This window comes from Streptomyces chryseus (assembly GCF_014650755.1).
In the GTDB taxonomy this organism is placed as follows: Bacteria; Actinomycetota; Actinomycetes; order Streptomycetales; family Streptomycetaceae; genus Streptomyces; species Streptomyces chryseus.
In genome coordinates, this window is sequence record NZ_BMVO01000003.1 from 316,824 (window position 1) to 331,398 (window position 14,575).

Annotated in this window: 20 protein-coding genes; all 20 read left to right on the forward strand. The window is 72.7% G+C overall.

The genetic code is table 11. The features are described 5' to 3' along the window. The first annotated feature begins 51 nt into the window (after nt 1-51). The 20 genes from IE185_RS08250 (at nt 52) to IE185_RS08340 (ending at nt 14,572) form a co-directional block, all read left to right on the forward strand. Complete coding sequence (locus IE185_RS08250) at nt 52-801, forward strand: hypothetical protein (protein WP_189714892.1); 750 nt, start codon at nt 52-54, stop codon at nt 799-801. Nucleotides 802-932: 131 nt separating this feature from the next. Beyond that, on the forward strand, nt 933-1,469 hold the full coding sequence (locus tag IE185_RS08255) for a hypothetical protein (RefSeq protein WP_189714894.1): 537 nt from the start codon (nt 933-935) through the stop codon (nt 1,467-1,469). A gap of 71 nt (nt 1,470-1,540) precedes the next feature. Continuing rightward, complete coding sequence (locus tag IE185_RS33005; RefSeq protein ID WP_229843391.1) at nt 1,541-2,017, forward strand: hypothetical protein; 477 nt, start codon at nt 1,541-1,543, stop codon at nt 2,015-2,017. Then, nucleotides 2,014-2,289 carry a hypothetical protein gene (locus tag IE185_RS33010; protein WP_229843392.1) on the forward strand — a complete coding sequence of 92 codons (276 nt, stop codon included), beginning with the start codon at nt 2,014-2,016 and terminating at the stop codon, nt 2,287-2,289. Before IE185_RS33005 ends, IE185_RS33010 begins: the two co-directional genes overlap by 4 nt. Nucleotides 2,290-2,382: 93 nt before the next feature. Continuing rightward, nucleotides 2,383-3,318: a DUF3560 domain-containing protein gene (locus IE185_RS08265; protein WP_138899381.1), complete on the forward strand. Its 936-nt coding sequence runs from the start codon at nt 2,383-2,385 to the stop codon at nt 3,316-3,318. Between the two features lie 235 nt (nt 3,319-3,553). Then, nucleotides 3,554-4,249, forward strand: a complete 696-nt coding sequence (locus IE185_RS08270; protein ID WP_138899550.1) for a nuclease-related domain-containing protein — start codon at nt 3,554-3,556, stop codon at nt 4,247-4,249. A 23-nt stretch (nt 4,250-4,272) separates the two neighbouring features. Further along, complete coding sequence (locus tag IE185_RS08275; RefSeq protein WP_138899551.1) at nt 4,273-4,455, forward strand: hypothetical protein; 183 nt, start codon at nt 4,273-4,275, stop codon at nt 4,453-4,455. A gap of 151 nt (nt 4,456-4,606) precedes the next feature. Further along, on the forward strand, nt 4,607-5,182 hold the full coding sequence (locus IE185_RS08280; RefSeq protein ID WP_189714897.1) for a hypothetical protein: 576 nt from the start codon (nt 4,607-4,609) through the stop codon (nt 5,180-5,182). Nucleotides 5,183-5,255: 73 nt separating this feature from the next. Continuing rightward, complete coding sequence (locus IE185_RS08285) at nt 5,256-5,735, forward strand: hypothetical protein (protein ID WP_189714899.1); 480 nt, start codon at nt 5,256-5,258, stop codon at nt 5,733-5,735. Between the two features lie 162 nt (nt 5,736-5,897). Continuing rightward, a complete protein-coding gene (locus IE185_RS08290; RefSeq protein ID WP_189714901.1) occupies nt 5,898-6,746 on the forward strand; it encodes a ParB/RepB/Spo0J family partition protein in 849 nt (282 codons plus the stop codon). Then, nucleotides 6,743-7,486, forward strand: a complete 744-nt coding sequence (locus IE185_RS08295) for a GP88 family protein (RefSeq protein WP_138898819.1) — start codon at nt 6,743-6,745, stop codon at nt 7,484-7,486. Before IE185_RS08290 ends, IE185_RS08295 begins: the two co-directional genes overlap by 4 nt. Nucleotides 7,487-7,820: 334 nt before the next feature. After that, complete coding sequence (locus IE185_RS08300) at nt 7,821-8,558, forward strand: hypothetical protein (RefSeq protein ID WP_138898820.1); 738 nt, start codon at nt 7,821-7,823, stop codon at nt 8,556-8,558. Nucleotides 8,559-8,606: 48 nt separating this feature from the next. Then, nucleotides 8,607-9,323: a ParB/RepB/Spo0J family partition protein gene (locus IE185_RS08305; protein ID WP_138898821.1), complete on the forward strand. Its 717-nt coding sequence runs from the start codon at nt 8,607-8,609 to the stop codon at nt 9,321-9,323. Continuing rightward, nucleotides 9,320-10,255: a hypothetical protein gene (locus IE185_RS08310; protein WP_189714903.1), complete on the forward strand. Its 936-nt coding sequence runs from the start codon at nt 9,320-9,322 to the stop codon at nt 10,253-10,255. Before IE185_RS08305 ends, IE185_RS08310 begins: the two co-directional genes overlap by 4 nt. After that, entirely contained in the window at nt 10,252-10,698 is a 447-nt protein-coding gene (locus IE185_RS08315) for a hypothetical protein (protein ID WP_138899516.1), read from the forward strand. Before IE185_RS08310 ends, IE185_RS08315 begins: the two co-directional genes overlap by 4 nt. Continuing rightward, nucleotides 10,698-11,126, forward strand: a complete 429-nt coding sequence (locus IE185_RS08320; protein ID WP_138899515.1) for a 6-pyruvoyl trahydropterin synthase family protein — start codon at nt 10,698-10,700, stop codon at nt 11,124-11,126. Before IE185_RS08315 ends, IE185_RS08320 begins: the two co-directional genes overlap by 1 nt. Next, nucleotides 11,123-11,854 carry a 7-carboxy-7-deazaguanine synthase QueE gene (locus tag IE185_RS08325; RefSeq protein WP_229843393.1) on the forward strand — a complete coding sequence of 244 codons (732 nt, stop codon included), beginning with the start codon at nt 11,123-11,125 and terminating at the stop codon, nt 11,852-11,854. Before IE185_RS08320 ends, IE185_RS08325 begins: the two co-directional genes overlap by 4 nt. A gap of 2 nt (nt 11,855-11,856) precedes the next feature. Then, nucleotides 11,857-12,465: a GTP cyclohydrolase I gene (folE, locus tag IE185_RS08330; protein ID WP_189714905.1), complete on the forward strand. Its 609-nt coding sequence runs from the start codon at nt 11,857-11,859 to the stop codon at nt 12,463-12,465. Nucleotides 12,466-12,513: 48 nt separating this feature from the next. Then, complete coding sequence (locus tag IE185_RS08335; RefSeq protein WP_138899059.1) at nt 12,514-12,945, forward strand: hypothetical protein; 432 nt, start codon at nt 12,514-12,516, stop codon at nt 12,943-12,945. Continuing rightward, nucleotides 12,932-14,572, forward strand: a complete 1,641-nt coding sequence (locus tag IE185_RS08340) for a hypothetical protein (RefSeq protein WP_138899058.1) — start codon at nt 12,932-12,934, stop codon at nt 14,570-14,572. Before IE185_RS08335 ends, IE185_RS08340 begins: the two co-directional genes overlap by 14 nt. Nucleotides 14,573-14,575: the final 3 nt, after the last annotated feature.

Here is a 14,575-nt window from a genome sequence, read left to right on the forward strand (position 1 = left end):
CCGGGCGCACCCGCGCCCGGCCCCCCGCACCGCACCGCCACAGGAGGACCCGTGTACCGAGAGACCGTCCAGCACTCCACCGGAGTCACCGAGGGCACCGCGAGCGAGCGGCACGCCACGATGCTCCTGACCTCCGCAGTCCGCCGGGGGTACGCGGTCGAGTTCACCCCTGCCGGGGGAGCGCTCATCACCTGGACCCGGCACCTGTTCGGCCCCGGCGAGGGCAGCGTCGTCCGCGCGGAGCGGTCCATCAGCCTGGAGCCGCTGATGCCGGTCGGCGCCCTGTCGCCCACCACCCGGATCGACCTGGACCTCGTCGCCGGCGACCGCCAAGCCCAGTACGCGGAGAAGGGCGGCCGCCGCGTGATCACCGGCCTCGTGTGGGAGATCCCCGCATTCACCACCGCACGGCTCCGCGCCCGGGGTCTGGTGGTCGAGGACGGGGAGCGGCTGCGCCTGTCCCTGACGGCCCGCCTGGGGGCCCTGGCCCAGCAGCACCGCACCCGCACCACGGAGCCGCGCGGCTGGTACCGGCCGTCCGCCGGCGACCCCTACGGCGCGGCCGGGCTCAACCGCCCCGGTGGCCGGGCCGGGATGCTCCGCGACGGCGGCAGCGCGGCCACGTGCTCGTGCGGCGCCCTGTCCGGGTGGGGCGGGGACCGCGACGAGGCCCGTCGGCTGACGCGCGATCACCGGCGCGCCGTGGCCGCCGCGTTCATCGCCGAGCACCTGGCCCCCGTCCCGGCCCCGGCCGTGGCCCGGTGCGACTGCGGCGGATGCGCGGAGTGCATGACCGGCTGACCGGGGCCCCCGGTGAGCGTCCTTCGGAATGTCACCCGTGTGCCCACTGTTGCAACTTGACGTTGCAACATGGGGATGCAAATGTGGAGACATGAGGGAGAGGCACAAAGCCCGCCCCGGAAGGGACCGCCGTGACCATCACCGCCACCGCCGTTGACGCCGCCGCCCGCGCCCGCGCCCTGGCCTACGTCATCCTCAGCCGCGCCGCCCTCCACCCCGCCCAGGACGCCCTGACCGAGATGGTCGAGCACCTGGACACCGCCGCCCTGGCCTTCGAGGCCGAGGACGCCCCGGTCATCGACGGGGTGACGGTCACCAACACCACCCCGATCGACGCGGGCATGGCCCTCGTCCAGTGCATGGCCCTGGCCGTGGACAACCCGGCCGCCGGCATCCCGGACGAGGTCTTCTACTACGTCACCGCCCCGATCAGCCGCCGCCCGGTGGACCTGCCGCAGCTCAACCCGGTGAGCACCCAGCACGCCCGCCAGGAAGGCCGCCTGCGCACCCAGATCGCCCTGGCCGCCCACGACCTGGACGCCAGCAGCCCCGCCGACGAGACCACCCGCATCGCGCACCTGGCCGTCCTGCTCGACCTGCACCGCAACTTCGCCCGTGTGGCCGCCGCCGTCGCCGTGGACAACGCCCGCCCCTGCAACCGCCTCTGACCCGCCCACGGGTCGCCCCACCCCGGGGCGGCCCGGCCCCCGGCCCCACCACCCCAGAACGGAGCACGACCATGCGCACCTACGCCACCGCCCAGCACACCGGCACCGACCCCGGCCAGTGCGACGCCACCGCCGTCCGCACCGCCCCGGACGGAACCCGCGCGTACGTCCTCCTGGACGGCATCGGCCGACGCGAGGAGACCCACCGGTGGGCCCTCGGCGCCGCCCGGCAGATCGCCGGCACCGCCGCCCGCCGGGAGAACGCGGAGGCCGGCCTGCGGCACGTCTACAACCTCTGCCGGGAGGACGCCATCCACTACGGCTACAGCCACAAGGCCGCGGCCGTGGTCGCCGTCAAGGCCCCCGGCAAGCCCCTGACGGTGGCCTGGACTCCCGCGCGTACCTGCTGGAGCGCGGGATCACGGTGCGCCTCACCGACGACCACAACAAGCGGCGCGTCTACCCGCCCACCGCCACCTATCCGTACGGCGGCAACCGGAACCACATCACCTCCTGCCTCGGCGCGGAGGGCACCGACGAGGACGTGACCAACCGCTACGGCCACCCCGCGATCGAGACCACTACGCGGGAGATCACCGGCCCCTGCCGCCTGCTGCTCGCCTCGGACGGCGCGTACGAGCCCCACGAGGACGCCGGGCACTGCCTCTACACCGAGTGCGACGGCGACGACCTGATCCCCACCGTGCGGGACCTGGTGAACCTGGCCGTGGACACCGCCGTCAAGACCAGCCGCGCCCTGGACCCGAACCGAATCTACGCGGACAACGCGACCGCCCTCCTGGCCGACCTGCGCCCCTAACCCCTTGTCCGGACAGTGTCCGGGCCTGTCCGCCCCCCTCGGAGGGACAGGCCCGGTCACCCGCCCGAGCATCACAGACGAAAGGCGCCACCCATGGCAACGATCAAGATCAGCCACACCCCGGCAGAGGGCACCCTCGTGGACGGTGACACGGAGAAGGGCGACGGCACCGGCGACATCCTCAAGCGCTACGGGTTCACCTGGTTCCGCTCCCTGCGGCAGTACGGCCACCGCAACAGCCGCGACCGCGCCCCGCGCGTCGTCGCCATGGAGGCCGCGGCCGAGGAGCTGCGCGCGGCCGGCCACACGGTGACCGTCGAGATCGCCGAGGAGGTCCGCCCCAACGACGTCGTGCGCGCCGACCAGCACGAGCGGCTGGAGGACCGCCGCGAGGCCCTGACCACGAAGGGCCAGAAACTGACCCAGGAGGCCGAGGCACTGCGGCGCCGCTCGGACGCCATGGTTGAGCACCTGCCGCTCGGACAGCCGGTCATGCCCGGACGGCGCGGGCGCGCGCACCGCAACCTGCTGGAGCGGTCGGTGGACACCGCGATCCGCTCGGCCCTGACCGCCCAGGAGGCCGAGCGGATGCCCTCCTGGATCGAGGGGTCCCGCCGCGCCGAGGCGTACAAGGAGCGCCCCGACGTCACCGCGCGCCGCGTCGACCGCCTGGAGACCGATCTGCGCGCCCTGGACCGCCGCATGGCTGGCCTGTCCCTGTACCCGCAGACCGGCTCCGACGCGCTGCGCCGCCAGTACGAGGGAGAGCGCGCCGTCCTGGTCGAGCGGATCGCCGGCGACGGCGCCGTCCTCGACGCCGCCCGGGAGGCCGGGACATTCGGCCGCTACTCGAAGGAGAACGTCCACCGCGACGACCGGGTGAAGATCCGGGGCCAGTGGCGCACGGTCGCCCGCGCCAACGGCAAGACCGTGAGCGTGACGACTGGCTACTCCTGGACGGACCGGTACGGCTGGGAGGAGGTCAAGGGACTGTCCTGCGACCACGTCGCGGACACCCCGGACAGCTGACCGGACACCGGGGCGGACAGTGCCCGGACACTGTCCGCCCCGGTTGCTCAGGACAACCCCGAACAACTCCCGGACGACCCTGCCGGACACCCCCTGTCCGGACACTGTCCGCCCTGTCCCACCTGCGACGACGCCCCCGCGCGGACACTCCTGGCCCCTGGTGTCCGCCCCCCTGTCCGCGCCCTGTCCTCCCCTGCCCGGACACCGTGTCCGGGCCCCGCGAAAGGACCCGACCGTGACCCTCTGGACTGTCCTCCTCCTGGCCGCCGCATGGTGGATCTGGAGGCACCACCGCACCCGCACGAGGACCGGGGCCGGCGCCTCGGCCGCCGCCCGCGCCCGGCAGCTCCGCACCCCCCTCGTCCGCCTCGCCGACCTCGTCGGCATCGACACCCGGGCCGGTCGGCAGGCAAGCAACTGGGAGGCCGGAGCCGTGGGCGAGGAGCGCGCCGCCGCGCGCCTGGAGCCCCTCGCCCGGCAGGGCTGGACGCTGCGCTACGACCGCGCCCTCCCGTCCGGCGAGGGACCGGCCAACGTGGACGCCCTCGCGATCTCACCCAACGGCGGCGTGTTCGTCCTGGACCCCAAGCTGTGGACCAGCCGCTACCCGGTGACCGTGCGCGTCGGCCGCGTGTGGCACGGCGACCGCGACGTCTCCGGCCGCGTCACCAGCGCCCGGGACGAGGCCGCGGCCGTCGCGCGCGCCCTCGGCGTGCCGGTCACCGCGATCGTCGCCATCGAGGGCGCGCCCCTCGTCGGCCCCCAGGGTCGGCCGGCGAGCGAGCTCGTGTTCCAGGGCGTGCGCATCGTCCCGGCGGACGTGCTCCCGGCCGTACTGCGGGAGGCCGCGCGCATCCCCGGGCAGCGCCGCGCCGTGGACCTGGTGACCGCCGCCGACCGCACGCTGCCGCCGTACACCCGCCGCCGCTAGTCCTCGACCCCCAGGAGACCGACATGCCCGAGAAGAAGATCCAGGCAGACGACCTCAAGGTCGGGGACGTGATCACCAGCACCCCGGAGCCCGTCACCGTCCGGGAGATCAGCACCGGCCCCGGAGGCATGGTCATCACCAACCCGACGGCCGAGGACGAGGTGACCGGCCGCGCGTGGGAGTGGGTGACCGTCGACCGCCCCTGACTGCCCCTCGCCCGCACCGCGCACCGTGCCCGGTGCGGGCCTCCCTGCGCCTGACCTGCCCGGACACCCTCGCCATGCAACTTGACATTGCAACCTTATGTTGCAAATATGTGGGTGTTGGAGCCCGCACCACCAGGCAGGGAGCAGCACCATGGACTACCGCGAGACCACGGTCACCGTGTACGGCACGACCCACACCGTGCGCACCGAGCGCACCGGCACCGTCCGCCAGATGGAGACCGCCCACACTCGCGCCGTCCGCGCCACCCTGGAGGAGCTGCACGCCGCCGGGAAGGACCAGGCCCTGGCCGCTGCCAAGGCGACCGCCCGCAAGGCGGATGCGAAGGCGCGCAACCACAACAGCGGCCCGGACCTCATCGCCGCCCAGGACGCGCACCGCGCCGTCAAGCGGATCGAGAAGCGCAAGTTCGAGGCCCCGTCCTTCCCCAACTTCAAGGCCATGACCCGCCCCCACCCCCCGGTGAAGTTCGACCTGGACCCCACCGACACCCTGTTCGCCGACTGCCACGAGTTCATCGACCCGAACGCCACCGTGGAGCCCCCAGCCGTCGAGGAGCCCCGCCCCCCGATGGGCGCGAAGAACTTCCTGGCCTCCCTCCTCGCCTCCGTCCAGCCGCCCGCCCCCGTCGAGGAGCCGGCCGCCGAGGAGCCCATGGACCTGGAGGAGTTCCTGAACGACTTCTTCGCCCCGACCACCACCCCCTGACCCGCCCGGGGGCGGCCCGCTGGCCGCCCCCTCCCCGTTAGCCTGCAAATCCCGCACCCCGAAGGAGCACACGATGGGCGCCTGCCTCACCCCGACCGCCGACATGCGGCCCTGGTACAACGTCGAGGCCAACACCACGCACGCGGAGCTGACCGCGACGACCTACCTCCACGGCTGGTACCGCATCCGCGAGGCCGGCGGCGCCACCGACTGGCGCGAGGTCGGCGGCGGCGTCGACTACACCGAGGAGGAGCGGGCGGCGGCCTGGCTCACCCTCGGCCCGGACACCTTCGCCACCCCGGCCGCGCCCGTTTCCGCGCTCCTCGCCGCGCTGGACCAGATCATCGACCACCCCAGCTACGGCCGTTGGAAGGCCGAGAGCGGGCAGTCCACGGCCGACGTCCGCGCGGAGCGACGCCCGGACGGGCGCCTGCTGCTCACCGGCCCGGACCACCGGCACCCCGAGGACCAGGACGGCGCCCACCTCCACAGCGTGGAACTCCTCTACGCCGACATTGCCCCCCTCCGGGACGCGGTCGCCGGCCTCGCCTGACCCGTCCCCCGGCACCCCGGCCCGCACTGCGCCCGCCGCGCGCGTGCGGGCCTGCTGCTGTTCCCCGGGGGTCTGGGTCCCCCGGCCGCTGCCGAGCGGGCACGCGGACGCCTGCCCGTATCCTTCTGCGCCGCTCATCCGCCGCGACCAGGGGATACGCCCATGACCCAGGCCACCTACGTCCGCACCGACACCATCCCGCTCGCCCAGCTCACCCCGTTCCCGGGCAACGCCAAGAGGGGCGACGTCGGCGCGATCCTCACCAGCCTCGCCCGGAACGGGCAGTACCGCTCCCTCGTCGTCCGCCAGGTCGAGCCGGACCGGTACGTCGTCCTGGCCGGGAACCACACCACCCAGGCCATCGCCGCCCACGGGCCCGGCGACTGCGGCATGACCGTCAAGGTCGGCGACGAGGAACGCCCCTGCGGGGTGTGCGGCAACGAGCCCTGGGAGCCCGTCGCCCGGTGCGAGGTCGTCACCTGCGACGATGACACCGCGAAGCGCGTCAACCTCGTGGACAATCGCGCGGCCGACCTCGGGACGTACGACGACCAGGCCCTCGCGGAGCTGATCGCCGGCCTGGACGACCTCGGCGGCACCGGCTGGACGGACGAGGACCTGGGCGACCTGCTGACCGCCATCGAGGAGGCCGCGGCCGAGGAGGAGCCGCCCGAGGAGGAGCAGCCCGCCACCACGGCGCCGGCCGCGACCCCCGGCGCCCAGGACACCATCGGCACGAGCCTGGCCCCGGCCGCGGCCGGCGACTCCTCGCCCCCGCTGCCGCCCCCGCCCGGCCACGTGCTCATGACCCTGACCTACCTGCCCCCCGACCGCGACGAGGCCGCGCGCCTGGTGTCCGCCGCCCGGGAGCTGTTCCCCGCCGAGGGGGCCCCGGAGATCGTGCTCCGCGCGCTGCGGGCCCTTACCGCGCTGCTGGACTCCCGGCACAACCACGACGGGGTGGTGACCGTCTCCGCGCTGCTCAAGGCCGCCGGGGTCGACCGGCCGTGACCGCCGTCCTGCTCGACGCCCCCCAGGTCCGCCGCGTTCGCCGGCCGCCGCGGCTCCTCACCCAGAACACGGAGCTGCGGGAAGAGAACATCTGGAACTGGACCATCCCAGCCCTGGCCACCCGCCTGTGGGACGGACGGGTCGTCAAGACCTGTCCGGCGGCCGGGGTCTGTGCCCAGGCCTGTTACGCGAGGAATGGCACGTACAACTTCCCCGGGGTGGTCCAGCGCCACCAGCAGAACCTGGCCTACGTGCTGGACAACCCTGCCGGGTGGCAGCGGCAGATGGCCGCCGAGCTCGCGCACCCTCGCCACCGTGGCGGCTGGATCCGTATCCATGACGCCGGCGACTTCTTCAGTGACCGGTACCTGTCCATGTGGCTGCGCCTGATCGCGTTCCGCCCGGCCGTGAACTTCTACGCCTACACGAAGGAGGTCAGCAGGTTCCGGCGCCTCGTGGAGCCCGCGCCCCCCAGGAACTTCCGGTGGGTGTTCTCCTACGGCGGGAACGAGGACCACCTGATCCGGCCCGGCGACCGCGTCGCGGACGTCTTCCCGGACGAGGCCGCCATCCTGTCCGCCGGGTACCACTCCCAGGACGCGAGCGACCTCCTGGCCGTCCTCGGCCCGGCGCCGGTCGGCATCCCGGCGAACAACATCCCCCAGTTCAAGCGGCGTATGGGCGGCCGGTCCTTCCGTCAGTGGCAGGCCGAGCGCGACGCGAGGCGCCGAGGCCGCTGACTCCCCATCGTCCGGAGATGTTTTCCAGTCACGCCCCTGTGCTGTGGCTGAAACCGGTGCCATGCTGAACACGCGCCGCCCGAGCCTTCCCCCCCAGGCCGGGCAGGTGCACCGGCCTCGCCGTGCCTGACCAGCACGCGGGGCCGCGCCGCCTCCCGGTCCTCCCCACGGGAGGCCAGGCGCATGTCCGGCCCCGGCCCGCCGATGGGTTCCGCTTGTGGGTGCGAAAGTGATCAACTCCCTTTCTGATCAGTGGAGATAGTCACTCCAGGAGGCCGGTCCGCCCCTCCGCTTATCCTCTTGCGCTGCCATCACGCGACGAGGGGACCAGGGCATGTCACAGGCCACGTACCAGGGGACGGCCCTCGTGCCGCTCGCCGACCTCACCCCGTTCCCCGGCAACGCCAAACGGGGCGACGTCTCCACCATCCTGACCAGCCTCCGCCGCCACGGGCAGTACCGCTCCCTGGTCGTCCAGCACATCGACGGCGAGCAGGACCAGGACATCGGCCCGGCCATGTCCATGGCCCGTACGCTCCAACTGCGCCGCCGCCTCATCGTCCTGGCCGGCAACCACACCATGGCCGCCCTCGCCGAGCATGGCCCCGGCGACTGCCGGCGCACCTTCCGCGAGCACGGCGAGGAACGACCCTGCGGCATCTGCGGAAACGACCCTGCATGGCAGCCGGCCGCCCGCTGCGAGCTGGTCACCTGCGACGAGGACACCGCGCGCCGCATCAACCTCGTGGACAACCGCGCCGCTGACCTGGGCAGCTACGACACGGACGCCCTGGCCGAGTTGCTGTCCTTCCTGGACGAGGACTACGAGGCCACCGGCTACCAGGTAGCCGACGTCCACCGCCTCCTGGAGCCGCCCCCGTCGCTGGAGGAACTGGCCGACACCTACCGGCACCCGGAGGAGGACGGCCTGTGGCCCGTCCTGCGCTTCACCGTCCCCCCGGAGGCTCGGGACGACTTCTACGACCTCACCGCCTCCTGCTCCAACCCCGGCGATGACGCCACCCGCTTCCGCTACCTGCTGGACCGCGCCCGCGCCGCCCCCACCCCGTAACAGCCCGCGTCCTCGAGTCCGCCCACTACCAGCAGGAAAGAGCCCCGCATGACCGCACAGGCCACCTACGTCCGCACCGCCGACGTCGCCCTGGACGAGCTGACCCCGTTCCCCGGCAACGCCAAACGGGGCAACGTCGACACCATCCTGGAAAGCCTCCGCAGGAACGGGCAGTACCGCTCCCTGGTCGTGCGGGAGATCCCCGACGGCCCGCTGATCGTCCTCGCCGGCAACCACACCATGCAGGCCCTCGGCGCGCACGGCGCCGGCGACTGCGGCAAGACCGTCAAGACCAGCAACGGCACCGGGCCGTGCGGCATTTGCCAGAACGACCCGTCATGGCAGCCCGGCGCCCGCTGCGAGATCGTCCAGTGCGACGAGGACACCGCCCGCCGCATCAACATCGTGGACAACCGCGCCGCCGACCTGGGCGGCTACGACTACGAGGCCCTGTCCGAACTCCTCGCCGGCCTGGACGACCTGGACGGCACCGGCTACACCCCGCGCGACGTCGAGGACATCACCGCCCTGCTCACCGCACCCCCGGACGAGGTCACCGAACTCTCCGACCACCACGGCGAGCCCAACGAAGACATCTTCCGCCCCAAGATCAGCATGACCGTGGACGCGGAGACCTTCGACCGGTGGCGCCTCGCGCTGGACGCCCACCCCGGCAAGGACGACGAGGCCAAGCTCGACGGCCTGCTGGACGAGATCGAGCGCACCCGTGCCGCGGCCGCCACAGCAGCGGAGGCGGGGGCGTGAGCGTCCACCTCGGCGGCCTGGACCAGGACTTCAAGGCCCTGACCTCCTTCGCGTTCTGGCGCACGAAGGACATGCGCGACTTCACCAACAAGCTGGCCACCCCGGTCAACATGATCTTCGGGGACTCCGGCGCCCACTCCGCGCGCACCATGGGCATCCACCTGACCCTGGAGGACTACGCCGCCTGGTGCCAGAAGTGGGACACCCAACTCACCCTGTACGCCAACCTGGACGTCATCGGCGGCCCGGAGGCCACGTGGCGAAACCAGAAGGAACTGGAGCTCGTCCACGGCCTGGAGCCCATCCCCGTCTTCCACACCGGCGACCCATGGGAGTGGCTGGAGCGCTACCTGGACGAGGGCTACACCTACATCGCCCTCGGCAAGCTCCTGGGCAACCCCGTCAACGAGGTCCTGCCGTGGATCGCGAAAGCCTTCAAGATCGCTGACGGCCGGGCGGTCTTCCACGGCTTCGGCATGACCGTGTGGCGCGCGCTGCGGGAGTTCCCGTTCTACAGCGTGGACTCCTCCACCTGGGGCTCCGGCTTCCGCTTCGGCGTGATCAAGCTGTTCGACCCGGCCAACGGCTCCTGGACCAACCTGATGATGCGCGACCGGGACGCCCTGCTCAAACACCGGGAGCTGGTCCGCGCCCACCACATCAGCCCGATGAGCCTCGCCACCCGGGCCACCTACAACCGCACCGACGCCACCGTGCTCGCGGCCGTCGCGTGGCGCCGCGCGGAGGAGTACATCCGCGCCCGCCACGGCCCCATCACCATCCCGCCCGGACCCCACAACCCCGTCACCCGGGGCGGCCCCCGGCAGGCACCCCCCGGCCTCCACCTGTACCTCGCGGAGGCCACCACCACGAATCTCTACCGAGCCGCGGCCGGCATCCAGGCCGCCCGACAGGAGGCCAGCACCTCATGACCGACACCCCCACCACCCCGCCGCCTGTCGACGGGCCGGCCCTCATCCGCACCGTGGACGTCGGCCCCTTCGCCATCTACTTCACCAACGTCAACAAGGCCATGGGACTGCGCGCCCACTCCCACACCGGCGCCGTCACCGTCGTCTACGACACCGTCGGCCGCCACGGCTACCCCTCCTTCGCGACCACGAACGCCGCCCTGGAGGCCCGGATCCACCAGCTGACCCGCCGGGTGTTCAAGGACGCCACCAACGAGGACATCGCCGACCGCCTGTTCGCCCACCTGGACGGCTACGTGGACCCGGAGTGGGAGCCCTGGGGCGGCCAGTACCGGCTGCGCGCCATCCACCTGGACGTCATCGGCGTCCACGACGACATCGGCCACGACAACTCCACCACCCGCTACACCGTCGCCCGCCCGCACGAGCAGGGAGCCCTGTGATGACGCACTCCGTGACCGTCCGCCACAACTTCGAGACCGGCCACCGCCTCCCGCACCTGCCCGGGAAGTGCCAGAGCCTCCACGGCCACTCCTGGTGGGCCGAGGTCACCGCCGAGGCGCCCGCCCTTGCCGGCGGCCTGGTCGTGGAATTCGGCCCGTTCAAGCAGCAGCTCCGCCGCTGGATCGACCAGCACCTCGACCACGGCCTCATGCTCGGCCCGGAGGACCCGATGCTGCCCGTGCTCCAGCAGTACGGCATGAAGATCCACCAGGTCCCCGGCTGGCCCACCGTCGAGAACGTCGCCAGCCTCCTCGCCCGCGTCGCCGAGGACGCCCTTCTGGACCTCGTCCGTGCCCCCGGCGCCCGCGTCACCCGCGTCAAGATCAGCGAGACACATGTCAACGCCGCTACCTGGACGGCGCCGTGAGCACCACGACCGTGACCGTGAGCCTCTCGGACACCCTCGTCGTCCGGGAGGTGTTCGGCCCCACCGTTCAGGGCGAAGGCCCATCCACCGGCCGCCGCTGCGCGTTCATCCGCCTCGGCGGCTGCAACCTCACCTGCCACTGGTGCGACACCCCCGAGACCTGGGACGCCTCCCGCTTCGACCTCCGCGCCACCCTCACCCGCCGGACCGTCGAACAGATCGTCACACGAGCCCTGGACGGCGAGCCGGGCATGGTCGTCATCACGGGCGGGGAGCCCCTGCTCCACCAGCAACAAGACGGGTGGCTCTCCCTGCTGGCCGCCCTCACGTTCGCCGGCACGGAGGTGGAGGTCGAGACCAACGGCACCCAGACCCCCACCGAGCCCACCGCCCGGCTCGTCACCCGCTTCAACGTGTCCCCGAAGCTCGCCCACGCCGGCGACCCGGCCGCCAAGCGCATCCGCCCCGAGGCCCTGCGCGCCCTCCACGCCACCGGGAAGGCCGCGTTCAAGTTCGTCTGCCAGGGCCCGGACGACCTCCGCGAGGTCCAGGACTTCACCACCGCCCACGCCCTCGACCCCGCCCGAGTGTGGGTCATGCCCGAAGGCACCGACACCCCCACCCTGTGCGCCCGCCTGGCCGAGATCGCAGACCCGGCCATCGCCGCCGGCTTCAACATCACCACCCGCCTCCACGTGCACGCGTGGGGCGACGAGAAGGGACACTGATCATGACCGCCACCACCACCGCCGAGCTGTACGCGGGCAACCCCGCCGTGGCCCGCGCCGCGTACGTCGACGGCGTCCGCGCCTGGCTCGCCGGCCGCGGCCTCGACCCGGACAGCCCCGCCCTCGTGGACACCCCGGCCCGCATCCTGCGCGCCCTGGAGGAGATGACCGCCGGCTACGACGAGGACCCGGCCGTCCACCTCGCCCGCACCTTCCCCGTGGACCACGACGGCGGCCCCATCGTCGTCACCGGAGTGCCGTTCACCAGCCTCTGTGAGCACCACATGCTGGTGTTCACCGGGCACGCGGACATCGCGTACCAGCCCCGCCCCGGCGACCCCGTGGCCGGCCTGTCCAAGCTCCCGCGCGTCCTGGACGTCTACGCCCGACGCCTCCAGACACAGGAACAGCTCACCCAGCAGGTCACCACCGCCCTGGACAGCCACCTGTCCCCGGCCGGAGCCGCGTGCATCATCCGCTCCGAACACGGCTGCCTGTCCACCCGAGGCGCCCGCAAGCCCGGCTCCGTCATGGTCACGGCCTCCTACACCGGCGTCTTCCGTGACGACCCCGCCGCGCGCGACGAGCTCCACCGCCTCATGGCCCGCTGACCGGGCGGACGTGCGAACCAATAGCGACATGCGAACGGAGGTCACCCGGTGAGCGCCAGCAGAGCCAAACGCGCCCAAGTCGCGGAGCGCCGGAAGAACGCCATCCAGATGGTGCTCGCCGGCCTGGACTACGAGACGATCGCCGAACGCCTCGGGTACGCGTCCCGGGGCGCAGCGCACACGGACGTGGACCGGGCACTTCGGGCCAACCTCGCGGACCTCAAGACGGAGGCCGGGACGCTGCGGGAGGTCCAGGCACGCCGCTATCACCGGCTGTTGGCCGCCGTGTGGCCCAAGGCACTGAAAGGCGACCTCAGGGCCGTGGAGACGGCCGCCAAGCTGACGGACCGGGTGGTCAAGCTGTACGGCCTCGCGGAGCCGGACAAGCTGGATCTAGACGTCACCGGGCAGGTCACCGCCGAGGACCTGATGGAGATCATCCGCAACGCCCCGGCGGACGACGCTGATGCTGACGCGTGAGGCCGAGGCCGCGTACCGGCAGCTCTCCCGCGCGGACCGCCTCCGGCTCGCGCGGGGGGCGCCGGCGGAGCTGCGCCCCCACCTGGCCGTGCTGGAGCGGCGCGTCCAGGCACAGGAGCGGTACATGTACCGCCCGGCGGTCTGGGCGCAGGAGGTCATCGACTGGCAGGGCGGGGACGGCATCACCGCCTACCAGGGCGACATCATGGAGGCCCTGGCCGAGTACCGTCGCGTCGCGGCACGCGGACCGCACGGCCTCGGCAAGACCGGCATGGCGAGCATGGTCGTGCTCTGGTTCGCGACCACGAGGGACGCGGCCGGGGTGGACTGGAAGGTCCTCACCACCGCGAGCGCGTGGCGTCACCTGTCCGTCTACCTATGGCCGGAGATCCACAAGTGGGCCCGCCGCATCCGGTGGGACGTCCTGGGCCGGCCGCCGTTCAACGACCTGACCGAGCTGCTGACCCAGAACCTCAAGCTGGAGCACGGCGCCGCGTCCCCGGTGGCCTCCAACAAGGCCGAGCTGATCGAGGGCGCGCACGCCGACAGCCTGCTGTACCTGATCGATGAGGCCAAGATCGTCCCGGACGCGACGTGGGACGCCATCGAGGGCGCGTTCTCCGGCGGACGGATGGACGGCTTCCCGGAGGCCTTCGCCCTGGCCATCTCAACCCCCGGCCCCACCACGGGCCGGTTCTACGACATCCACCGGCGCGCCCCGGGACTCGAGGACTGGTACACCCGGCACGTCACTCTCGCCGAAGCAGTCGCCGCCGGCCGTATCAGCGAGGACTGGGCCCGGCAGCGCGCCCGCCAGTGGGGCGAGGACTCCGCCCTGTACGCGAACCGCGTCCTGGGCGAGTTCCGCGCGGCGGACGAGGACAGCGTCATCCCGCTCGCCTGGCTGGAGGCCGCCGTCGAGCGCTGGCAGGCATGGGACGCGGCCGGACGCCCGGAAGTGGAGGGCCGGCGCATCCTCGGCGTGGACGTCGCCCGCTCTGGCGGTGACTCCACCGTGTTCGTCCACCGCCGCGGCCTCCTCGTCGCGGAGCTCGTCGCGTACGACCGGCAGGACACCATGCAGACCACCGCCCGCGTCCAGGCCGCCGTGGGCGACGAGGAGGCGACCGGCCTGGTGCCGGTGGTCGACTCCATCGGCGTCGGGGGCGGCGTGGTGGACCGCCTCCGCGAACTCGGCGTGCCCGTGCTGGCGTACACAGGCGCCGCGAAGACCAAGCAGCGCACCAGGGACGGGGAGTGGGGGTTCACCAACGTACGGTCCGCCGCGTACTGGCGGATGCGGGAACTCCTCGACCCCGCGTTCGGCGCGGAGCTGATGCTGCCGCCGGACGACCTGCTGCTGTCCGACCTCACCACCCCCACGTGGGACGTGACCACGGGCGTGCCGCCGAAGATCCAGGTGGAGCGGAAGGAGGACGTCGTCGCGCGCCTGGGCCGCTCCCCGGACCGGGGTGACGCCGTGGTCATGTCCTTCTGGGCGGAAAACCTCGCCTACTCCACGATCCAGTCCCCGGCGCAGCGCACCGCCCGTCCGACAGCCGCGGCCTCCCGGTACGGGCGCAGCTTCGGCAGCGGAGGTCCCTCCCGTACGGGCGGGCGCCGGTGAGCA